At 68.1% G+C, this 21,317-nt stretch carries 19 protein-coding genes; 12 read left to right on the top strand and 7 right to left on the bottom strand.

The annotated features are described in order from the left end of the window. Nucleotide 1 precedes the first annotated feature (1 nt). The gene (locus AUL32_RS26325; RefSeq protein ID WP_280137596.1) at nt 2-133 is read left to right on the top strand and encodes a hypothetical protein; all 132 of its coding nucleotides are present in this window, start codon (nt 2-4) and stop codon (nt 131-133) included. A 158-nt stretch (nt 134-291) separates the two neighbouring features. On the opposite strand, the gene AUL32_RS21285 is transcribed toward AUL32_RS26325, so the two are convergent. The 6 genes from AUL32_RS21285 to AUL32_RS21260 form a co-directional block, all read right to left on the bottom strand. Further along, on the bottom strand, nt 292-1,071 hold the full coding sequence (locus AUL32_RS21285) for an SDR family oxidoreductase (RefSeq protein ID WP_062119672.1): 780 nt from the start codon (nt 1,069-1,071) through the stop codon (nt 292-294). Nucleotides 1,072-1,103: 32 nt separating this feature from the next. Further along, nucleotides 1,104-2,252 (bottom strand): galactonate dehydratase, encoded by a 1,149-nt coding sequence (dgoD, locus tag AUL32_RS21280; RefSeq protein ID WP_062119669.1) that lies wholly within the window; start codon nt 2,250-2,252, stop codon nt 1,104-1,106. Beyond that, entirely contained in the window at nt 2,249-3,145 is an 897-nt protein-coding gene (locus tag AUL32_RS21275) for an aldose 1-epimerase (RefSeq protein ID WP_062119666.1), read from the bottom strand. Before AUL32_RS21275 ends, dgoD begins: the two co-directional genes overlap by 4 nt. 4 nt (nt 3,146-3,149) lie before the next feature. After that, nucleotides 3,150-4,100, bottom strand: coding sequence for an L-arabinose ABC transporter permease AraH (gene araH, locus AUL32_RS21270; RefSeq protein ID WP_062119657.1), 951 nt, complete (start codon nt 4,098-4,100; stop codon nt 3,150-3,152). A gap of 3 nt (nt 4,101-4,103) precedes the next feature. Continuing rightward, nucleotides 4,104-5,618 (bottom strand): L-arabinose ABC transporter ATP-binding protein AraG, encoded by a 1,515-nt coding sequence (gene araG, locus AUL32_RS21265; RefSeq protein ID WP_062120086.1) that lies wholly within the window; start codon nt 5,616-5,618, stop codon nt 4,104-4,106. A 208-nt stretch (nt 5,619-5,826) separates the two neighbouring features. Then, nucleotides 5,827-6,810, bottom strand: coding sequence for an arabinose ABC transporter substrate-binding protein (locus tag AUL32_RS21260; protein ID WP_062119654.1), 984 nt, complete (start codon nt 6,808-6,810; stop codon nt 5,827-5,829). A gap of 153 nt (nt 6,811-6,963) precedes the next feature. Between AUL32_RS21260 and AUL32_RS21255 the strand changes: the two genes are divergently transcribed. Together AUL32_RS21255 and AUL32_RS21250 are read left to right on the top strand one after the other, a co-directional pair. Continuing rightward, nucleotides 6,964-7,740, top strand: a complete 777-nt coding sequence (locus AUL32_RS21255; protein ID WP_062119651.1) for a FadR/GntR family transcriptional regulator — start codon at nt 6,964-6,966, stop codon at nt 7,738-7,740. 297 nt (nt 7,741-8,037) lie between these two features. Continuing rightward, a complete protein-coding gene (locus tag AUL32_RS21250; protein WP_244498010.1) occupies nt 8,038-10,080 on the top strand; it encodes a methyl-accepting chemotaxis protein in 2,043 nt (680 codons plus the stop codon). A gap of 117 nt (nt 10,081-10,197) precedes the next feature. Here the strand turns inward: AUL32_RS21250 and AUL32_RS21245 are convergent, their stop codons facing one another. Beyond that, the gene (locus AUL32_RS21245) at nt 10,198-11,376 is read right to left on the bottom strand and encodes an alpha/beta fold hydrolase (RefSeq protein ID WP_062120083.1); all 1,179 of its coding nucleotides are present in this window, start codon (nt 11,374-11,376) and stop codon (nt 10,198-10,200) included. A 345-nt stretch (nt 11,377-11,721) separates the two neighbouring features. Between AUL32_RS21245 and AUL32_RS21240 the strand changes: the two genes are divergently transcribed. From AUL32_RS21240 to AUL32_RS21200, 9 genes are all read left to right on the top strand, one after another. After that, nucleotides 11,722-13,800: a HAMP domain-containing methyl-accepting chemotaxis protein gene (locus tag AUL32_RS21240; protein WP_280137595.1), complete on the top strand. Its 2,079-nt coding sequence runs from the start codon at nt 11,722-11,724 to the stop codon at nt 13,798-13,800. A gap of 209 nt (nt 13,801-14,009) precedes the next feature. Further along, nucleotides 14,010-16,112 carry a methyl-accepting chemotaxis protein gene (locus AUL32_RS21235; protein ID WP_062119643.1) on the top strand — a complete coding sequence of 701 codons (2,103 nt, stop codon included), beginning with the start codon at nt 14,010-14,012 and terminating at the stop codon, nt 16,110-16,112. A 264-nt stretch (nt 16,113-16,376) separates the two neighbouring features. Continuing rightward, nucleotides 16,377-16,622 (top strand): hypothetical protein, encoded by a 246-nt coding sequence (locus AUL32_RS21230; RefSeq protein ID WP_156421567.1) that lies wholly within the window; start codon nt 16,377-16,379, stop codon nt 16,620-16,622. 156 nt (nt 16,623-16,778) lie between these two features. Continuing rightward, on the top strand, nt 16,779-17,507 hold the full coding sequence (locus AUL32_RS21225; protein ID WP_062120081.1) for a phosphodiester glycosidase family protein: 729 nt from the start codon (nt 16,779-16,781) through the stop codon (nt 17,505-17,507). A gap of 152 nt (nt 17,508-17,659) precedes the next feature. Continuing rightward, the gene (locus AUL32_RS21220; protein ID WP_062119638.1) at nt 17,660-18,385 is read left to right on the top strand and encodes a GntR family transcriptional regulator; all 726 of its coding nucleotides are present in this window, start codon (nt 17,660-17,662) and stop codon (nt 18,383-18,385) included. Nucleotides 18,386-18,398: 13 nt separating this feature from the next. Further along, complete coding sequence (locus AUL32_RS21215) at nt 18,399-19,187, top strand: transporter substrate-binding domain-containing protein (protein ID WP_062119636.1); 789 nt, start codon at nt 18,399-18,401, stop codon at nt 19,185-19,187. 88 nt (nt 19,188-19,275) lie between these two features. Beyond that, a complete protein-coding gene (locus AUL32_RS21210) occupies nt 19,276-19,947 on the top strand; it encodes an amino acid ABC transporter permease (protein WP_062119633.1) in 672 nt (223 codons plus the stop codon). Then, on the top strand, nt 19,944-20,603 hold the full coding sequence (locus AUL32_RS21205) for an amino acid ABC transporter permease (RefSeq protein WP_062119630.1): 660 nt from the start codon (nt 19,944-19,946) through the stop codon (nt 20,601-20,603). The genes AUL32_RS21210 and AUL32_RS21205 overlap by 4 nt, the downstream gene beginning before the upstream one ends. Beyond that, nucleotides 20,581-21,312 carry an amino acid ABC transporter ATP-binding protein gene (locus tag AUL32_RS21200; protein WP_062119627.1) on the top strand — a complete coding sequence of 244 codons (732 nt, stop codon included), beginning with the start codon at nt 20,581-20,583 and terminating at the stop codon, nt 21,310-21,312. The genes AUL32_RS21205 and AUL32_RS21200 overlap by 23 nt, the downstream gene beginning before the upstream one ends. Nucleotides 21,313-21,317: the final 5 nt, after the last annotated feature.

The following is a 21,317-nucleotide window of genomic DNA, read 5'->3' as shown; positions in this document are numbered from 1 at the left end:
GATGGCTCGCACCATGATGATCCTGTTCGCCTGCCTTTCCCTCGCGGGATGCCAGACCGCAGGCTCCGGCCACCCGTCCGGCCACGCCGGCACCTACCCGTCGGCGCCCCCGCTCGCGGCCATGGCGTTCTGACGCGATGCCACCTCAGGAGAGGGTTCTCGTCCGCGTTCATGCGGCGGGCCTGATCCCTGTCCACGACGAGATCCGGCAGGGCAAGCTGACGCTGGTCGTCCGGGGGTGGCCCCCTCCCCTTCGTGGGAAACCTTGCCGCCGCTGCGACGCGCAAGCTCTCAGGCCGGATGCTGTTGAACGCTGAGGCCGCCGTCCACGGTGAGGCAGGTCGCGTTCATGAAGGGGCATTCGTCGGAAATCATGAAGACGGCGGCAAGCGCGATCTCGTCCGGCGTCGCGATGCGCCCGCCGGGGTGAAGGCGCAGCGTGTCCGCCTGGGCCGCCGCGGGGTCGGGAAAGGAATTCCAGTAGTCGATCACCTTCTGCGTCGCGACATAGCCCGGCGCCAGCGCGTTCACGCGCACGCCCTTGGCGGCGTATTCGAGGCCCAGCGCCTTGGTCATCCCCAGAAGGGCGTGCTTGGCGAGCGGATAGGGGAAGGTGTGCGGAATGATGGTGAAGGCATGGGTCGAGGCGATGTTGAGGATTGCCCCGCCGCCCGCCTCGATCAGCCCCGGCAGAACGGCCCGGCAGCAGTTCCACGCACCCTTGAGATTCACGTCGAAGCAGCGGTCCCAGTCGGCGTCGCTCGAGGCCAGCGGCTCGGCGAAGACGTTGATCCCGGCATTGTTGACGAGCGCGTTGATCGGCCCGAGCTCGCACCCGCCCCGCTCCACCGCCGCTTTGATCGCGGGCGCGTCCGAGATGTCGGCGGCGACCAGAACGAGGCGTGCGCCCTCGCCCGCCAAGGCTGCCCCGGTTTCCCGCAGAAGCGCCTCGTCCCGATCGAGAAGCAGGAGCGCGGCGCCCTCGCGGGCAAACGCGCGCGCCAGCGCCGCGCCGATGCCCTGGGCCGCGCCCGTCACCATGATCCGCTTGCCCAGAAGCCGCTCGCCCATCGCCCCGCCTCCCTTTCCCCGCCTTCGACCCGTCACCATTCCGCGAAGCTGCCGTCGGCATGGCGCCAGACGGGGTTGCGCCAGCGGTGCCCCTCTGCCGCGCGTCGGATGACGTAGTCCTCGTTCACCTCGATGCCGAGCCCCGGCCCTTGCGGGATGGCGACGAACCCGTCCTCGTAGTGGAAGACCTCCGGGTTCGAGATATAGTCGAGAATATCATTGCCCTGGTTGTAGTGGATGCCGAGGCTCTGTTCCTGGATGAAGGCGTTGTAGCTGACCGCGTCGATCTGCAGGCAGGCGGCCAGCGCGATCGGCCCGAGCGGACAATGCGGCGCGAGAGCCACGTCGTAGGCCTCCGCCATGGCCGCGATCTTGCGGCATTCCGTGATGCCGCCGGCATGGCTGAGGTCGGGCTGGATGATGTCGACATGGCCGTCCTGCAGCACGCCCTTGAAGTCCCAGCGCGAGTAGAGCCGCTCGCCCAGCGCCACCGGCACCGAGCAGTGCTTGGTGAACTCGGCCAGCGCCTCGCGGTTTTCCGACAGGACCGGCTCCTCGATGAACATGAGCTTGTAGGGTTCGAGCTCGCGCGCCAGGACCTTGGCCATGGGCTTGTGAACCCGGCCGTGGAAGTCCGCGCCGATGCCGATATGGGGGCCGACCGCCTCGCGCACGGCGGCCACCGCCGCGACCGCCCGCTCCACCTTGTCGAACGTGTCGACGATCTGAAGCTCCTCGCAGCCGTTCATCTTGACCGCCTTGAACCCCTGCGCAACCGCCTCGCGCGCCTTGGCCGCGACATCCGAGGGCCGGTCGCCCCCGACCCAGGAATAGACCTTGATCCGGTCGCGGCATTGGCCGCCGAGCAGCTGGTGGATCGGCTGGCCGAAGGCCTTGCCCTTGATGTCCCACAAGGCCTGATCGATGCCCGCCAGCGCGCTCATGTGGATGGCCCCGCCGCGATAGAAGCCGCCGCGATAAAGCACGTTCCAATGGTCCTCGATCAGCAGCGGGTCCTTGCCGATGATATAGTCGGCCAGTTCGTGCACCGCCGCCTCTGTGGTCAGCGCGCGCCCTTCCACCACCGGCTCGCCCCAGCCGGTGATGCCCTCGTCCGTCTCGATCTTCAGGAAGAGCCAGCGCGGCGGCACGATGAAGGTCGAAAGCTTGGTGATCTTCATGGGCGATCGGTCTCCGCGAGCGGCGAGAAAGGGGTGAGGCGGATCGTGCCGGCGAGCGTTTCGCCGGGCGCCAGCGGGGCGAGACCGCCGAGATCAGGCCGATCTTGCTCGCCCGGCAGATGCGTCATCGGCTCGAAACAGAACCAGTCTCGGGCAGGCGCGAAAGCTTGGTCGGGCAGGAACAGGAAGGCATGGGCGAAGACGGGATCGACTGATAGCGCGAGGCCGGCACGACGCTCCGGCCAGACAACCCCGGCCCGCCCGCTCCAGCCCTCCAGCGCGTTGTTGACCCAGCGCGCCGGCAGTGGCGCCGGGGCGGCGAAGTCGAGATCGGCGGGTAGCGGCGCGGGCGCGCCGGGCAGATGGCCGGGCGCTTCGGTCCAGAAACCCTTAGCCTCCGTTTGAAGCCGCGTTCGCGGCGTGCGCGGCAGGAAGGGGTGCCAGCCGAGGCCAAAGGGCATGGGCGCCTCGCCCGCATTGGTGATCGACAGGGCGATGCGGAGCCCGCCGTCGCGGATGCCGATCTCCTGGCGCGCGTCGTAGCGATAGGCCTCGCCCTCGTGGCGAAAGGCGAGATGCGCCCTGTCCGGGCCCGCCTCCTCCGCGCGCCAGTCCGCCAGCCAGCCGTCGCCATGGAGATAGAACGGATCGGGCGTGTTGGGGAGGAACCGGTGCTCCCGGCCCTGGAAGCGGAAGGCGTTTCCGGGCAGGCGGTTGCCGAAGGGCAGGAGCGCGAAGGCCGAGCGCGCCTCCGGCCTCGCGCCCTCCGCCGCCGGGCAGAGCAGCGGCGTGCGCTCAGCCCCATCGCGGCGCCAATCGAGGCCGAGGATGCGCCCGCCCTTGGTGGAGACGCGCGCCTCGAGGCCCTCGCTCGCCAGATGGAGGGTGCCCACCGGCTCAGCGCCTTCCCAGCGCGCGCGAGCGCAGATTGTCGAGCAGGACGGCGAAAAGCAGGATCAGGCCGCGCACGACATATTGGTAGAAGGCCTGGATGTTGAGGAGGTTCATGACGTTTTCGGCGATACCGAGAATGAGGACGCCGACGATGACGCCGCTCATCGTCGCCCGGCCGCCGACCAGCGAAACGCCGCCGAGCACGCAGGCCGAGATGACGGACAGCTCCAGCCCCGTCGCGGCGTTGGGCTGGCCGCTGGTGATGCGCGAGGCGAGGAGAATGCCGGCAACGGCGCAGACGAGGCCCTGCAGCGCGAAAATGCCGATGCGGCCCCAATCGACATCGACGCCGGCGAGCCGCGAGGCCTCCGGGTTGCCGCCGATCGCCAGCGTGTTGCGGCCGAAGACGGTTCGGTTGAGCACGAAGGCGAAGACGGCAAAGAGCGCCAGCATGATCCAGACCGGCGTCGGCACGCCGAAGAAGCGGCTGAGCGCCAGCTGGTAGAAGGCGGGATCGTTGATGCCGACGGCGCGCCCGTCGGAGGCGATGAGGGCGAGGCCCCGCACGATCTGCATCGTGGCGAGCGTGGTGATCAGCGCGTTGATGTGCAGCTTGGCGATGACGATGCCGTTGACGAAGCCGACGAAGCTTCCCGCCAGGAGGGCGGCGAGGAGTCCGAGCGGGATCGAGCCCGTGGCGTTCGACACCATCACCGCCACCATGCCGGAAAAGGCGACGATCGAGCCGACCGACAGGTCGAAATCGCGCGAGGCAAGGCAGAACATCATCGTGCAGGCGACGATGCCGATCGTCACCACCGACTGGAGCAGGCCCAGAATGTTGCGCTCGGTCAGGAAGTTGGGAACCGTCAGGGAAACGAGGGCGAAGGCGAGCGCGAAGAGGACGAGGAGCCCCTGCTCGCCGAGCAGGACGCGTTTGATCGTGGCGGTCATGAATCAGGCCTTTTCGGCGAAGCGGGGCGTGGTCTGGTCCGGCAGGGCGGCGGCGAGAAGCGCGGCCTCGGAAAACTGGGGGCGCTGGAACTCGGCCGCGATCCGCCCCTCGCACATCACCAGGACCCGGTCCGAGATGCCGATCACCTCCGGCAGTTCGCTGGACACGACGACGATGGCGATGCCCTTGTCGGCCAACGCATAGAGGATCTCGTAGATCTCGGCCTTGGCGCCGACATCGATGCCGCGCGTCGGCTCGTCCACGATCAGCACCTTGATGTCGGGCTCCGACAGCCAGCGCGCGAGGATCACCTTCTGCTGGTTGCCGCCCGACAGGTTCACGATGTCCTGCCGGCGCGAGGGCGTGCGGATGCGCAGGGTCTCGATGAAGCGGTCGGCCGTCCCGGCCTCGCGCGCCGGGCGCACGATGCCGAAGGGCGAGTGGTGGCGGCGCGAGGAGATCGCGATGTTCTCGGCCACCGAGCGGCCCTGAACGATGCCGTCGGCCTTGCGGTCCTCCGGGCAGAGCACCAGCCCGGCGCGGATCGAGCGGCGCGGGCTCGGCGCCGCGAAGGCCTCGCCATCCACGACGACACGCCCGCCGCTCGCGACATCGGCGCCGTAGACCAGCCGCATGAGTTCGGAGCGGCCCGCGCCGACGAGGCCGAAGAAGCCGGTGATCTCGCCCGCCCGCGCCTCGAAGCTCTGGGGCTCCGGCACGCGCGCGCCGCGAAGGCCCTCGACGGCAAGGCGCGTCGGCCCGATCGGTCGCGGCCGCCAGCCCCAGATGTCGGCGATCTCGCGCCCCACCATCTCGGACACGAGGCGCTCGCGCGTCACGCCCTCCATCGTGGCATGATGGGCGGCGAGCCTGCCGTCGCGCAGCACCGTGCACCCGTCGCAAAGGCGGAAGATCTCGTCCAGCCGGTGCGAGACGTAGAGGATCACCTTGCCGGCGTCCCGCAGCCTGCCGATCAGCCGGAACAGGATCTCGCTCTCGCGCGAGGACAAGGAGGAGGTCGGCTCGTCGAGCGCGATGATCCGGGCGTCGATCATCACCGCCTTGGCGATCTCCACCATCTGGCGCTCGCCGATGGAAAGGCTGGAGACCTTGGCGCGCGGATCGACGTCGATGCCGATCTCGGCGAGCGTCGCCCTCACCTCCTCGAACAGGGCGCGGAAGGACACGACGCCGCCCCGGCTCGGAAACCGGCCGAGCTTCAGGTTCTCGGCGACCGAGAGGTTCGGCACGAGCTGCAATTCCTGGTGCACCACCACGACGCCGGCGTCGAAGGCGTCGCGCGCCCGGCCGAAGCGCTGCTCGGCGCCCTCGATGCGGATCGCGCCCTCATCCGCCCGCGCGTCGCCCGACAGGATTCGGATGAGCGTCGATTTGCCCGCCCCGTTCTCGCCCATCAGGCCGTGGACATGCCCGGCGGGGATCGAGAAGCCGACGCCCGACAGCGCCCTGACGCCGGGATAGGATTTCGAGATGTCGGAGAATTCGAGAAGGGCCATGGCCGCGCCGCGTTGGAGTCTGTTGTGGACCGGGAAGAGGCTTGGCACGCTCGCCGGAAGGGTCGGACGAGCGACACCATCGCCGGGCGAGCCGCGCGATGCGAACACGGCGAACCTTGGCCCGGGCAGCCCGGTCTTCGCCCATCCGGCACGGAGACCGGACCGGCGGGCCGGACGCCCGCCGGCTCGACGGGCGCCGGCCGCGCCTTTACTCGATGCCGAGATCCTTGCGCACCTTGGCGTAGTCGGCGCGCGTCGCCAGCTCGCCGCTGGTCAGGATCAGCTTGTCCGGCTCGCGGCCGTTGGCGATCCAATCGTACATGTTGGAGGCCGTCTCGTAGCCGTGGCGCTTGGGCGAGATGATGACCGTGCCGAAGAAGCCGGTGTCGGTCGGCTTCTTGAACTCGTTGATCGCCGATTCCGCGCCGCCGATGCCGACGCCGATGACGTTGGCCGCCGGAATGCCGACGCCCTCCGTCGCGCGCACGGCGCCCAGCACCGCCTCGTCGTTGAGGCCGACGGCGACCCAATGCTGAATGTCGGGATGGGCGTTCACCACCGTCGTGGCCGCGTTCAGCGCCGCTTCGGTGTCGGTCTTGGCCTGCGGCGCGTTGAAGATGTTGGCGGCGGGAAAGCCGCTCTTTTCCAGAACCGAGGTCGCCCCGGCGACGCGGTCGACGGCGGTCGGCAGCTGGTCGTAGGAGACCTTGATCGCGCCGACCTTGGCCATGTCCCAGCCGCGCTTCTTGATCTCGTCGACGATGCCCTGCCCCACCGTCTCGCCGATCTTGGTGGCGGAAATGCCCATATGCGGCACGGTTTCGATCGGCTGGCCGGCATTGTCCATCAGCCGGTCGTCCACCGTCATGACCTTCAGATCGTTGGCCGCCGCCTTGGCGACGATGCCGGGGCCAAGCTTCACGTCCGGCGTGCAGATGACGAAGCCCTGCGCGCCCTGCGCGCCGAGATTGTCGATCGCCGCCTGGACCTTCTCGCCGTCCTCGGCGCCGATCTCGACCAGCGTAAAGCCCTTCTCCTTGGCCGCGGCCTGGGCGAACTTCCATTCGTCCTGAAACCACGGCTCCTCGGGCTGCTTCACGATGAAGCCGATCTTGACGTCCTGCGCGGCCGCGGCGCCCAGCGCCAGCAACATCGCCGCGCCTGCCAGAATTGCCTGTTTGGTGAATGCCATCTTCGCCTCCCGGTGGACTGGCGCCGCTCCCACAGCGCAAGCGCATCCTAGAGAGATTCTGTCTGACCGGTCAATCGCAATGTATGACATAAATCCGTGGTTGTCTGACCCACCGAAATGGATGACAAGCGGAGTTCAATGCGGAGACCGAGCATGCCCGTTGCGCAGGAAGAGAGTGTCGCGCCCGCTTCGCGCGCAAGGTCGAAGCCCGGATCGAAGCCTGGGCCGAGGCCGAGGGTCGGGCGCGATTTCGTTGCCGCCCTGGCGCGGGCCATCGCCGAGGGGCGCTTCGCCGAAGGCTCGACCCTGCCGAGGGAGCAGGATCTCTGCGCCGAGTTCTCGATCAGCCGCACCGTGGTTCGCGAAGCCTTGAAGACGCTGGAGTCGAAAGGCGTCGTGCGCTCCCGCGCGCGGGCCGGCACGCTGGTTCGCGCGCGCGCGGACTGGAACCTCCTCGACGCCGACCTCCTGGACTGGATGGGAGACACGGTGGTGGACGCGGCCTTTCTGTCGGCGGTGCTGGAGGCGCGGCGCGCGGTCGAGCCCTTCGCGGCGGAACTCGCCGCCGAGCGCGCGACGCTGACCGACATCGCGGCGCTCAACGCCGCCTGGGAGACGATGCGCGCGTCCGAGCGCGGCCATGACGCCGCCTTCACGGCGGCCGACGCCGAGTTCCACCGCATCCTCCTGCGGGCCAGCGGCAATCTCGTCTTCGCGCAATTGTCTGGGGTCATCGACGCCGCGCTCACCCGGGCGCTGGACCGTTCCAACAGTTCGGTGGCGTCGCATCTGGAAGCGGTCGCGGTGCATGGCCGGCTGGTGGAGGCCCTGCGCATGCGCGACGGCAAGGCCGCCCGCGCCGCGTCCGAGCAGATGCTGGACACCGCCGCGCGCGATCTGAAGCGCCTCGTGCGGGACAGGCAGGGGTGAACCGGATGCTGCACACACGGCCTCGTCCGGGTCGAGCCTGTAAGCACCGGCAACTTCTGGATTCGCTGCCCGGTCGAGCGGCAGAAAGAACACGCCGTCGAGGGCCGCCATTCCAGGTCTTTAGGGTCCGAGCGAAGAAGCGCGCGGCATCGTCGCCGCCAGGGTCTTCTTCGGCACAGTGATTCCAGCCTTTCTCGTAGGTTCTTCTTACAGACAATTTTATCTGTACGTTAGAAGGTTGTGCGTAGTCTCCCCAAGATTGAAGCCATGTCCGGCGATCATCCTGACGAGATCATAATGTTCCCAAATGTTTCTTTCAGGCACAAGCTGATCGGCAGCATCGGCGTCGCGCTTTGCCTCGCCCTGATTCCCTTGACCTTGGTCCTCGGGCATCAAACCAAGGTTCAGTCGCACGAGAGCGCGGAGCGCGTGATGCTCGGCGAAGCGGGCAAGGCGACGAAAAGCATCGAAGCCTCGATCAACCGCCTGTCGGCCGCCGCCGGCGCGATGGCGCGCATCGCGGGCAGCGCGCATGCCAGCGGCAGCCTGTCGCGCAAGGAGCTGATCGTCGATCTGAGGGCCGCGTTCGAGCCGATCGATCTCGCCATCGGCTCGTGGTTCCTCGAAGCGCCCAGGGGCTTCGACGGGCGCAAGGAGGAGCTGGCCGGCCACGCCGAGGAAGGCGCCAACGCGAACGGCACCTTCGCCGCCTACTGGAGCCGCGACGAAAAGGGCGTTCCGCAATATGCGGCGATCGACGAGGACTACACGGCCTCGTGGTGGACGCTGCCCGCGCAGACCCAGAAGAGCGGGCTGACGCCGCCCTATTTCTACCCGGAAGGCCCGGCCAATCCGATGATGGCCAGCATCGTCTATCCCGTTCATTCGGGAGACCGGTTCATCGGCGTCGCCGGCATCGATCTCGGGGTGGACGAACTCACGCGCTTTCTCTCCGAGATGCATCCCTACGGTGTCGGCAGCGTGCGTCTTCTCTCGTCCGACGGGCTCTGGACCGCCCATCCCGATCGCCAGCGGCTGCTCAAATCCTACGGCACCGGCGAGGGGCGCGCGGAGTTCGACCAGGCCGTCACGACCGGCACCCCGCGACTGGTCGCGGGGCTCCCCGGCGAAGACGGCGAGAGCGTCTATCGTCTCTTTGCGCCCTTCCCCCTGCCGGATCTGAACACGACCTGGGTCGCGGTGGTGGACGTTCCCGAATCCGTCATCACGGCGCCCGCCCGCCATCAGCTGATGGTTCTGGCCGGCAGCGCGCTCGCCAGCTTCCTGCTCGTGCTGCTCGGCGCGATGCTGGTGACGCGCTACGCGCTGACGAGGCCCCTTCGCCGCGTCGCCGGGCTCGCCCGTTCGATCGAAGCGGGCGATCTGTCGCGGCAGACCGACACGCGCGCCCTGCCGAACGACGAGATCGGCCAACTCGAGCGCACCATGAACACGATGAGCCATCGCCTCGCCGAGATCATGGGCGGCGTGCGCCAGTCCTCCCAGCAGGTCGCCTCGGGTTCGTCGCAGTCGGCCGTCACGGCGGAGCAGCTGTCGTCGGGCGCGAGCGAACAGGCCGCGGCCTCCGAGCAGGCCTCGGCCGCCGTGGAGGAAATGACCGCCAATGTCCGGCAGAACGCCGACAACGCCACCACGACGGAGAAGATCGCCTCGCAGGCCTCGCGAAACGCCGAGAAGACCGGCGAAGCCGTGGGCGCGTCCGTGACCGCCATCCGCACGATCACCGAGAAGATCGGCGTCATCCAGGAGATCGCCCGCCAGACCGATCTTCTGGCGCTGAACGCGGCGATCGAAGCCGCCCGCGCGGGGTCGCACGGCAAGGGCTTCGCCGTGGTGGCCTCCGAGGTGCGCAAGCTTGCCGAGCGCTCCCAGGTCGCGGCGCAGGAGATCGCGCATCTGTCGGGCAAGACGCTGGTCGTCTCCGAGGACGCCGGCCAGATGCTGGAAACGCTGGTTCCCGATATCCGCCGCACGTCGGAACTCGTCTCGGAAATTTCGGCCGCCTGCCGCGAGCAGTCGGTGGGCATCGAGCAGATCAACCAGGCGATCGGGCAGCTCGATCAGGTCACGCAGACCAACGCGGCCGCCGCCAACGAGATGGCGGCCACCGCCGGCCAATTGTCGAACGAGGCGCAGCAGCTCCAGGTCGGGGCGTCCTTCTTCCGCCTGACGCGGGGCGAGGCCGAGGCGCCGGGCGCCGAAACCGGAGCGGATGCTCGCCGTGACCCGGCAGCCGTGTCGGATCGCGTCACGCCCACCGTGGAACAGGCCAAGCGTCGCCACCCCAGCCCCAGCCTTCTGACCGACGAAGCGGCTTGAAAATCGAGGGCGCGGCTTTCCCAAGCCGTGCTCCGGGTCATCTCTCCCCTGTAGCGCCGCTCCCCGCTTCGGTGGCGGCCCGCTCGGTCGGGGCCGCCAGCCGAAGGAACGCGGCCCTCAGGGTCGAACGATCTCGGCCTTCCCCGGCATGGTGACGAGCCTCGCCGCGTCCTTCCCGATCACGGCGCGGGTGCCGTCCGGCGTCGGCGCGCCGGTCGCAAGGAAGGACAGGATGTCGTCGGCCACTTGGTCCGGCGCGTCCCATTGCACGTTGTGACCGATGTCGCTGGTCTGGGCGCCGGAGGCCGGCAGGGGATCGACGCCGTACTGCTTCCAGACCACGGGCGTGCCATGCGCTTTGGCGGCCTTGCCCAGCGCGTCCATGAGGCCGGACTGATCGGGATCGCGGGTGAAGATCGCGTCCTGCGTTCCCCAGAGCACGAGGGTCGGCACGCGCAGCTCGCCCAGCCGCTCGGTGTTGTCGACGTCCAGCAGGGCCTGCGTCGCGCCGCGCCAGGTGCCGAGGCGGACATGCGCGGTTTCCCTCGTGATCGCCTGGACGAGAGCGGGGTCGGCGGCGGGATCGACATCCCAGTTGGCGGCGATCCAGGTTTCGGCGTTCGGGTCGGCGTCGAGCGGCGTCACGCTCCACACGGCCATCGGGTCCGTCAGGCCCTTGGCGTCCAGGCCGGCCTTCCAGCTTCCGAGCACGGGCTCTTTCAGGACATAGTCGGCCAACACGGCATTCCCGGCGGTTCTGTTGCTGGACGCGACGAGAACCGTGGCCTCGATCCGCTCGGGATGCTCCAGCGCGATTTCCTGCGCCACCATCGAGCCCATGGAATGGCCGGCGACGCTGGCCGTGCCGATCCCCTTCCCGTCCATGAACGCCAGGACATCGTTCGCGAACAGCCTTGGCGTGAAGCAGAGTTTGGGCTCCCGCGCGCAGGTCTCGGCGGCTGGCATGGCGCTTTGCCCGTGCCCTCTCAGGTCGAGCGCGACGATGCGCAGGGCCGGGTCCTTGGCGTGAAGCGCGGCCATGGTCTGCGACCAGGAGCGGGCGCTGTCCGTCAGGCCGTGGAGGAGAAGGACCGTGCGCCCGCCGGAAGGGCCGACTTCGATATAGGCCATGCGGATGCCGGTCGGCAGATCGACGAAGCACCTTGCGCCGTCGATATCGGTGCAGGCCGCCGGCGTCTCGTCGGCCCAGGCCGGCCCCACGCCGACGAGCTGCGGCGCCGTTGCGAGGCCTGAGAGGATCGCGAGCAGTCCGGTGGCATGGTTCCGCGAGCGCATGTCGGCCTCCAAGGGATCGGTGTGATGAGGCTGACATGTTTCGCGTCGTTCTGTCACGGGCCATTCCCGACATCCCCTGGCATGCAGGATGAAGCGCTAAGAGCGCAAACACGCGGCACGATCGCCGACGAGCCATAGGCGGTCCCTCCGTTGCATTCGTCACGGCCCTCCCGCGCCGCATCGCTCCCTCATCGGAAATTCCCACTTGGACCCGTGCCCGACCGAACTGGACCACCGATCCCCATGCTCGGATAGAGAAAACATGATGGGATCGGCCTCTTATTTTATGTTTCCGTCAATTCGTTCCTGCGCATGTACAAGTAACTTATTCTCGGAGTAATGTAAGTGCGCCTAACTATCAGATCGAAAATGATCGCTGCATTCGCGGGCGTCTTGGGAATGATGGGGGCGAGCGGATATTATGGCGTCCTTAGTCTTCAGTCTTCCAACGAAAATATGCAGACCTTCGTGTCTCGGCCCTATGTACAGACCAAGCGCGCCGAGGACGCCGCGCGCAACATGCAGAGCCTCGGGCGCAGCATCAACCGGATGCTCGCGTCCAGGGATGACGCGGAGATGGCGGAAATCCGGGCGCAAATCGACGAGGGCGTCGTCCACGGGCTCAAGGTGATGGCGGACTACCGCGCCAGCCTCGGGGCCGAGACGCCCGGCGCGATCCAGATCGCCGACAGCGTGATCACGGACATGCACACCTGGCAGGGCATGGCCAACACGATGATGGACATGATGCAGAGGAACCCGACGACACGGGCCAACGAGCTTTACGCCGGCGACGCCGTGCCTTTGATCGATGCGCTCGCCACCGACTTCTCCGAAACGCTGGAGAAGATCGACGGCGGCCTGTCGGTTCCCCCCGATCTGCGAAGCTCGCTGGTCGCGGCTCGCCTGTCCCTGCCGCAGACCATGTATCGCCTCCTGGCCACGATCGCGGAGACAAACGAGACGCGTCTCGCCGTGGCGACGCAGAGTTTCGAAAACAGCCTCAAGAGCCTCGACCTCTCCATCACCGCTTATGTCGCAGCGGCCAAGGGAACGCCGATTGAAAGCGCGGCGAGCGCGCAGGCGGCGAATTGGCGCCGTCTCCAGCCAGTGATCGAGAAGATCGCCGCCTACGGGAAGGCCAACGAGGAGGCCAAGGCGAACGCTTATAATGCCGCCAAGGCGCGTCCCTTCCTTCTCGGTATCGACAAGCAGATGGACGAGATGATCGCCTCGGAAACCAAGTTCGCTCAGAGCCTGGCCGACGGCACGCAGAACGAGTTCACCGCCACGCGCCATACCATGATCGTGTTGGTGGCGCTCGCCCTCCTGATGGGCGTGGGCGCCGCCATCTGGATCATCCGATCGATCTCGGGCGGCCTCAACCTCGCCAAGCATCACGCTCGCAAGATCGGCGACGGCGACATTTCCGAGAAGATCGAGGTCAAGCACGACGACGAGATCGGCGATCTCCTCACCACCATGTGCCAGATGCGCGGCAAGCTGAACGAGACCATCGTCGCGATCCGCGAATCCTCCGCCCAGGTCTCGTCCGGCTCGGCCCAGTCCGCCGCCACCGCCGAGCAGCTTTCCTCCGGCGCCACCGAGCAGGCCGCCGCCTCCGAGCAGGCCTCGGCCGCGATCGAACAGATGTCGGCCAATGTGCGCCAGAACGCCGACAATGCCGGCACCACGGAGAAGATCGCAGCCCAGGCCTCGGTGAACGCCGAGAAGTCGGGCGCGGCCGTCGGCGCCTCGGTGGTCGCCATGCGCACCATCGCCGAGAAGATCACCGTGATCCAGGAGATCGCCCGCCAGACCGACCTTCTGGCGCTGAACGCCGCCATTGAGGCGGCCCGCGCCGGCAGCCATGGCAAGGGCTTCGCGGTGGTCGCCTCGGAGGTGCGAAAGCTCGCCGAGCGCAGCCAGATCGCCGCCCAGGAAATCGGGCAATTGTCGACGCAGACGCTGCTGACCTCGGAAGAGGCGGGGCAGATGCTGGACGCGCTGGTGCCCGACATCCGTCGCACGGCGGAACTGGTGACGGAGATTTCGGCAGCCTGCCGGGAGCAGTCGATCGGCATCGACCAGATCAACCAGGCGATCGGGCAGCTCGATCAGGTGACGCAGTCCAACGCCGGGGCGGCCAACGAGATGGCGGCGACGGCGAGCCAGTTGTCCGCCGAGGCAGGGCGCCTGGAGGACAGCGCAGGCACGTTCAAGCTGGAGGAGACCGCGGCGGCGCGGATCGCGAAGACCGGCCGGACCGCCAACGTCATCGAGTTGCGCCAAGCCGGGCAGATTTTGGGCGTCGGCTCCGCCGCACCGAACGAGGCGCCTTCGCGCAACGCCCCTTTCAGGTCGGCTGGCGCGCTCGACACGACGCCGGACGACCGCGACGATTTCCATCGTCTGACCGCTTAAGGCAAAGCACCATCCGAAAAGGGCGGATCAGCGACCGGCTGCTGCCGGGCGGAGATGGCGCAGAACCGCCCTTTCAGCTTCCGCCCCTTCGATCCGCCCGGCAGTCTTTCCACAGCCTCTTTCAGCTTAAGCCAAAACCCAAGGGTATGTTCAGTCAATTTCAATCGTTTCCAAACTATAGGTGAGCCATCCAAACACGGAGTGCGGGCATGCGTCTCACGGTTACCGCCAAGGTTCTCCTGGCCGCCAGTGCCGTGATCGCGCTGACCGTCGGAGCAGTCACCGGCTGTCTTGCCTGGCGAAGCCTCACGGAAACCCGGGTCGCCATGCAGACGCAGGTCGACACCGGTCTTCAGCTCGCCGCCCAGGCCGTGATCTCCGAGCTTTCGCCCGTTTCCGCCAGCGCGCGCACCATGGCCAAGGTGCTGGGCGAGCGCCATGCCGCCGGGAACCGCGACCGCGCCGAACTCATCAACCAGGTCAGGATCGGCCTTGAAAGCTTCCCGCTTTCGGTCGGAAGCTGGTTCATGGAACTGCCGAACAATGCGTTCGACGGACAGTCCATCACGGATCGGCCCGATCTCGGCTCCAGCCCCACCGGCGCGTTCACGCCGAACTGGACACGCGGCCCGGACGGCAAGTCCGTTCAAGCCCCCTACCCCATCGACTATGCCAGCCCCGCCTGGGACATCACCTATGCCGGCGGCAAGCCGGCCATGCTGGAGCCGATCATGGACCCCAGCATGCCGGACCCGATCTTCCTGACCAGCGCCATGTTTCCGGTCATGTCCGGGGACCGGCAGATCGGCGTGACGGGCATCGATCTCGGCCTCAAGGCGCTGAGCGAGACGCTCGCGCATATGACGCCGCTCGGCTCGGGCCGGGTCATGCTCCTGTCCGACAAGGGGCAGTGGATCGCTCATCCCGACCCCGCCCGCCTGACCAAGCTCTACGGGTCCGAGCCCGGCTCGGCCGAGCTGGCCGAAGCGCTTTCCGCATCGAAGCCGACATTCGCCGAGGGGATCGACATGCCGGGGCTGGGGCCGGCCCGGCGCACCTTCCTGCCGATCGCCCTTCCCAACGTCGCGGATCGCTGGGTGGTGGTTCTCGACGTGCCGAACGCCACGCTGAATGCCCCGGTGCGGACCCAGATCGACGCCCTGATCGTCAGCGGCCTCGTCATCCTCGTGGTGACGCTGGCGCTTCTCTGGCTGCTTCTGGATCGCATCGTCCGGCGGCCTGTCGCGCGGTCGCTGCAACTGGTGGAGGCCATCGGCGCGGGCGATCTGACCCAGAGCTTCGACGTTCGCTCGAAGGACGAGATCGGCAATCTTCAGCGCTCGCTCGGTACGATGACCGACCGGCTGCGGGATGTGATCGGCAACGTCACGGCGTCGGCCGCCGAGGTTTCGGCCGGGGCGGCGCGCTCGGCCACCACGTCCGAGCAGCTGTCCTCCGGCTCGACCGAACAGGCGGCGGCCTCCGAGCAGGCTTCGGCCGCCGTGGAAGAGATGACGGCCAATATCCGCCAGAACGCCGACAATGCCGCCGAGACCGAGAAGATGGCGGCCAAGGCCGCGCTCAGCGCGGCGGCCAGCGGCGAGGCGGTGGCCGGCTCGGTGGGCGCCATGCGCACGATCGCCGAGAAGATCGCCGTGGTGCAGGAGATCGCCCGGCAGACCGACCTTCTGGCCCTCAACGCCGCGATCGAGGCCGCCCGCGCCGGTAGCCACGGCAAGGGCTTCGCCGTGGTGGCCTCGGAGGTTCGCAAGCTCGCCGAGCGCTCGCAATCCGCCGCGCAGGAGATCGGGCGTCTGTCCGTGGAAACCCTCGCCTCGTCCGAGGACGCGGGGCGGATGCTGGAGCATCTGGTTCCCGAGATCCAGCGCACGGCCGAACTCGTGACCGAGATTTCGGCCGCCTGCCGCGAGCAGTCGATCGGCATCGACCAGATCAACCAGGCGATCCAGCAGTTGGATCAGGTGACGCAGACCAACGCGGGCGCCGCCACCGAGATGTCGCAGGCCGCCATGCAGCTTTCCGCCGAGGCGAACGGGCTGGAGCAGAGCGCGGCCTTCTTCAAGCTGGCGCGGCGCGACGCCAAGCCCATGAGCCGCACCGATCGGCAGGCCTCCGTCCAGGCGCTTCAGGCCAAGGTCCAGGCTTTTCGCGAAACCCATGTCCGCGAAACCCATGTCCGCGAGCCCCAAGTCGCCAAGCGCCCCGCGCCGGCCATCCGCGAGCCGGCTCCCTCCCCCGCCGGTTTCGCCCTGGCGCTGGACGATGACGGCTTCGAGAAGCTGAGCGCCTGATCGGTCTGCTGCAACCGCGTCAGCCCGCCATCGCCTGAACCGGGCCGCCTCACGAGGCACGCCCGGCCGCGATCCGATCGCAAGCCTCGCCGGACAAACCATTCCCGCGCGGCATGACAGCGCGTGCGACTAGGTGCCGAACGGGAGCGAGGCCTCTCATCCCCCGGCGAGGCCGATGCGCCATTGGTCGAGGGCGGCGTTTCCTTGACCGCGAAGCGGCCGACGATCCGGTCCTTGGAGAGGCGCGGTTTTCGGGACGAGAGCGTGCGGGCGTTTTGCCAGTGCCGCTCCAGCGCGGCGGGCTTGCGCGTGGTCGAGGCGTCGCGTGCGTCGAAGACGATCTTGGAAACGTCGGGCACCAGTCCGAACAACACCGTCAGCGCCTGGGACACGTCGAGTTCGGCGATGGCGATGGCGCGCTCCTCCGCCTCCTCGCCGCCGGCGGGGTGGAGCTGGAAGGTCCGCTCCACCGCGCGGGCGACCTACAGGACGGTGGCGCCCGCTATATAGGCGTTTGCAAAAATGCGCCCGACGGACCTGCGGGTCCCGGGACGAGCGTGATGCCGTCCTCGCCCGCTAGCCCAACCCGGAGGCCGGCGTTACAAATCAGCGAGGCGAACAGGGGCGGTGCGGATGATCTGGCGAGTTGGATGGCTGGCCCTGGCGATGATCGGTCTCGCCGCTCCATCGGCGAAGGCCGACGCCTGCGCGCCGGATCGTTTCGAGGACGCCGACTATGTCGTCTGCACGATCGACCCGGCCGTGTCGGACCTGCGCCTGTTCTGGCGGGACCGCGACGGCGCACCCTATCGCAGCTTCGGCAATCTGGCGCGATCGGTGGAGGCCGAGGGAAGGAAGCTCACCTTCGCTATCAATGCCGGCATGTACGGGACCGACTTCACGCCCGTCGGCCTCTATGTCGAGAACGGCGAGGAGCTGCGGCCGGCGGACACCACGACGATGGACCGGCCGGCGCGCGAGGTCCCGAATTTCTACAAGCAGCCCAATGGCGTCTTCTTCCTCGGCGAGAAGGGCGCGGGCATTCTTCCCACGGCCGAGTTCACGCGAAAGCTGCCGAGCGCGCGCTTCGCGACCCAGTCCGGCCCCATGCTCGTCATCGGGGGCGCGCTGCACCCCGCCCTCATTCCCGGCTCCACCGACCGGACGCGGCGCAGCGGCGTGGGCGTTTGCGACGGCGGGCATGTCCGCTTCGCGATCAGCGAGACGGGCGTGAACTTCCACGATTTCGCGCGGCTCTTCCGCGATCATCTGGCCTGCCCCAACGCGCTGTTTCTCGACGGCGGCAACGGCGCCGGGCTCTATTCCCCGACGCTCGGGCGCAACGACGCCTCCTGGCACGGCGGATACGGTCCCATTCTTGGGCTGGTGGAATAGATATCGGCGCGAACGGGCGAAGCCGGTGGCCATGTGATGACGCACTGCACAATCAGATGATGAAATAGGCAGCTAACGGACAGTCGAGCGCGGGCGAGGCCCCGTGAAAGCTGCCTCGCTCTCTTGGCACGGTGCTTGCACTCCACCGTTGTATGCAAGACGCCTCGTCCTCCACCCTCTCGCCGCTTTCGATCGACGCCACGATTCTGGGCTCGATCCTGGCGCGCCGTCTGCGCCCCGGCTCCCGCCTCGGCGAAGGCGAGATGGCGGCGCTGTTCAGCGTGTCGCGCACCCTGGTGCGCGAGGCGATGATGCGGCTGGAGGCGCGCCATATCGTGGAGGTGCGCCCCCGGCGCGGCTGGTTCGTGTGCGAGCCCTCGGCCGAGGAGGCCAAGCGCGTGTTCGAGGCGCGCCGCGCCGTGGAGGCCGGGCTGATGCGCATCATGCCTCCGCTCGGGCCCGCGCACCGCGCGCGGCTGCACTCGCATCTCAGCGAGGAGCGCGCCGCCATGGAGGCGGGCGACCATCCCCGCCTCGTCTGCCTGATGGGCGACTTCCACATCCGCCTCGTGGAGATCACCGGCAACCCGGTGCTCAGCGAGATCCTGCGCGACCTCACCGCCCGCACGATCCTGATCTCCATGCTCTACCAGTCGCGAACCCATGCCGAGCAGTCGCATCTCGGACACTGCCGCATCGTCGAGGCGCTGGAGCGCGGCGACCGCGAAGGCGCCTCGAACCTCGCCCTGCGCCATCTCGACGAGGTGGAAGCCGGCCTCGACCTCGACCTCTCGGCCGATCCGCTCGCCGACCTCCGCCGCTCGCTCGACCCCGGCGGCAGCCTCGCCGCCCCCTCCCCTTCCTCCCTTCTCCGCTAGAAAGGCACCTTTCATGATCCACCGCCGCTCGCTTCTCGCCGCCGGCCTCGCGCTCGCCGGCCTTGCCGCCTTCGCCCTGCCGGCCTCGGCCGACGCCCTTTCCGACATCCAGACCCGGGGCACGCTGCGCGTGGCCGTGCCCCAGGATTTCCCGCCCTTCGGCTCGGTCGGCCTCGACATGAGCCCGCAGGGCTACGACATCGACACCGCCAAGCTGATCGCCGACAAGATGGGCGTGAAGCTCGAACTGACGCCCGTCACCTCGGCCAACCGCGTGCCCTTCCTCCAGACCGGCAAGGTGGATCTCGTGATCTCCTCGCTCGGCAAGAACCCGGACCGCGAGAAGGTGATCGACTTCTCCACCGCCTATGCCCCCTTCTACAACGGCGTGTTCGGCCCGGCCGACCTTGCCGCGCCCGACGCGGCCGCCCTGTCGGGCAAGGTGATCGGCGTCACGCGCGGCGCGGTGGAGGATCTGGAGCTGACCAAGATCGCCCCGGCCGACGCGGTGCTGAAGCGCTACGAGGACAACAACGGCACGATCTCGGCCTTCCTGTCGGGCCAGGTGCAGCTGGTCGCCACCGGCAATGTGGTGGCCGCCGCGATCATCGAGCGCAACCCGCCCAAGCGCCCGGAGATGAAGTTCCTGATCAAGAACTCGCCCTGCTATATCGGCCTCGCCAAGGGCGCGGACGCGCTGAAGGCCAAGGTGGACGAGATCGTCGCCGGGGCCAAGGCCGACGGCTCGCTGAACGCCATCGCCCAGAAGTGGCTGAAGACCGACCTGCCGGCGGACCTGTAACCGCGCGCCGCCCTTCTCTCGCCGATCCGCGCCCGCCCGGCGCGGGTCGGCCTCTCCCGTCTTCGTTCGAGCCCAGAGGCCCCGCCTCATGCCCTATCAGTTCGACTTCTCCTGGCTGGCCGAATACTGGCCGGTGCTTCTTCACGGCGTGCGCGTCACGCTCCAGCTCATCCTGGTCGGCGGCGCGCTCGGCATTTCGGTCGGCATCGCCTGCGCCTGGGCGCGCGCGCTCGGCCCCAAGGCGCTGCGCTGGCCGGTCTCGGCCTATGTCGAGCTGATCCGCAACACGCCCTTCCTGATCCAGCTCTTCTTCGTCTTCTTCGGCCTGCCGGGCCTGGGGCTGCAGATGAGCGAGATGAGCGCGGCCTATCTCGCCATGACGATCAATCTCGGCGCCTACGCCTGCGAGATCATCCGCGCCGGCATCGAGGCGACACCCAAGGGCCAGTTCGAGGCGGGTGGGAGCTTGGCCATGACGCGCTGGCAGACCTTCCGCCATGTCGTGCTCGTGCCCTCGCTCCAGCGCATCTGGCCGGCGCTCTCCTCGCAGGTCGTGATCGTCATGCTGGGCTCGGCCGTGGTCTCGCAGATCGCCGCCGAGGATCTGACCTTCGCCGCCAACTTCATCCAGTCGCGCAACTTCCGGGCCTTCGAGACCTATCTCGTCTCCACCCTCGTCTATCTCGCGCTCGCCATCCTGGCGCGCCGCGCCATGGGTCTGCTCGGCACGGCGCTATTTCCCAAGCGGAGGCCCGCATGATCGAGTTTTCCACCTGGGACATCCTGCGCAATCTCCTGCTCGCTGCGCGCTGGACCGTCGTGCTCTCGCTTGTCTCCTTCGCGGGCGGCGGGCTGGTCGGGCTTCTCGTCCTGTTCGGACGCATCTCGCCGGCGCGCGCGGTGCGCCGCGCGTCCCTGGCCTATATCGAGCTGTTCCAGGGCACGCCGCTCCTGATGCAGCTGTTCCTGATCTTCTTCGGCCTCGGAATGTTCGGGGTGGACGTGCCGGCCTGGCTCGCCGCCGGCTCGGCGCTGACGCTCTGGAGCGCGGCCTTCCTTGCCGAGATCTGGCGCGGCTGCGTGGAAGCGGTCGCCAAGGGCCAGTGGGAGGCTTCGGCCAGCCTTGGCATGGGCCGTCTTCAGCAGATGCGACACGTCATCCTGCCCCAGGCGCTGCGCGTCGCCGTGCCGCCGACGGTCGGCTTCTCCGTGCAGGTGGTGAAGGGCACGGCGCTCACCTCCATCATCGGCTTCACCGAACTCTCCAAGGCCGGGACGGTCGTCACCAACGCCACGTTCCAGCCCTTCACCGTCTACGGGCTCGTCGCGCTCATCTACTTCGCGCTGTGCTGGCCGCTGTCGAAATCCTCGCAGATCCTCGAAAGGAAGCTCAATGTCGCTCATCGCGGTCACTGAGGTCAAAAAGCGCTTCGGATCGAACGAGGTCCTGAAAGGCATCAATCTCGACGTCCAGCCCGGCGAGGTCATCGCCATCATCGGCAAGAGCGGCTCGGGCAAGTCCACCCTGCTTCGCTGCGTCAACGGGCTGGAGACGATCGACGAGGGCTCGATCCTGGTGGCCGGCGCGCAGCTCCTGCCGGACGAGGTGCATCTCAAGGCCTTGCGGCTGAAGGTCGGCATGATCTTCCAGCAGTTCAACCTGTTCCCTCACCTCTCGGCCGGGCGCAACGTCATGCTGAGCCAGAGCGTGGTGAAGAAGACACCCAGGGCGGAGGCCGAGGCGATGGCCCGGCGGCAGCTGGAGCGGGTGGGCCTCGCCCACAAGTTCGACGCCTATCCCGACGAGCTTTCCGGCGGCCAGCAGCAGCGCGTCGCCATCGCCCGCGCGCTCGCCATGCAGCCCATCGCGCTCCTGTGCGACGAGATCACCTCGGCGCTCGACCCAGAACTCGTAGCCGAGGTCCTGGCCGTGGTGCGCGAGCTGGCGGCCGAGGGCATGACGCTGATGATGGTGACGCACGAGATGAAGTTCGCCCGCGAGGTCGCCTCGCGCGTCGTCTTCATGCACGAAGGCCGCGTCCACGAGATCGGCCCGCCGGAGGAATTGTTCGGCCAGCCGCGCACGCCGGAACTGCAGCGCTTCCTCGGCGTCGCGCAGGGGTGAAGGTC

It is taken from the genome of Aureimonas sp. AU40 (assembly GCF_001463785.1).
Taxonomy (GTDB): domain Bacteria; phylum Pseudomonadota; class Alphaproteobacteria; order Rhizobiales; family Rhizobiaceae; genus Aureimonas.
This window is presented reverse-complemented; position numbering and strand designations above follow the sequence as displayed.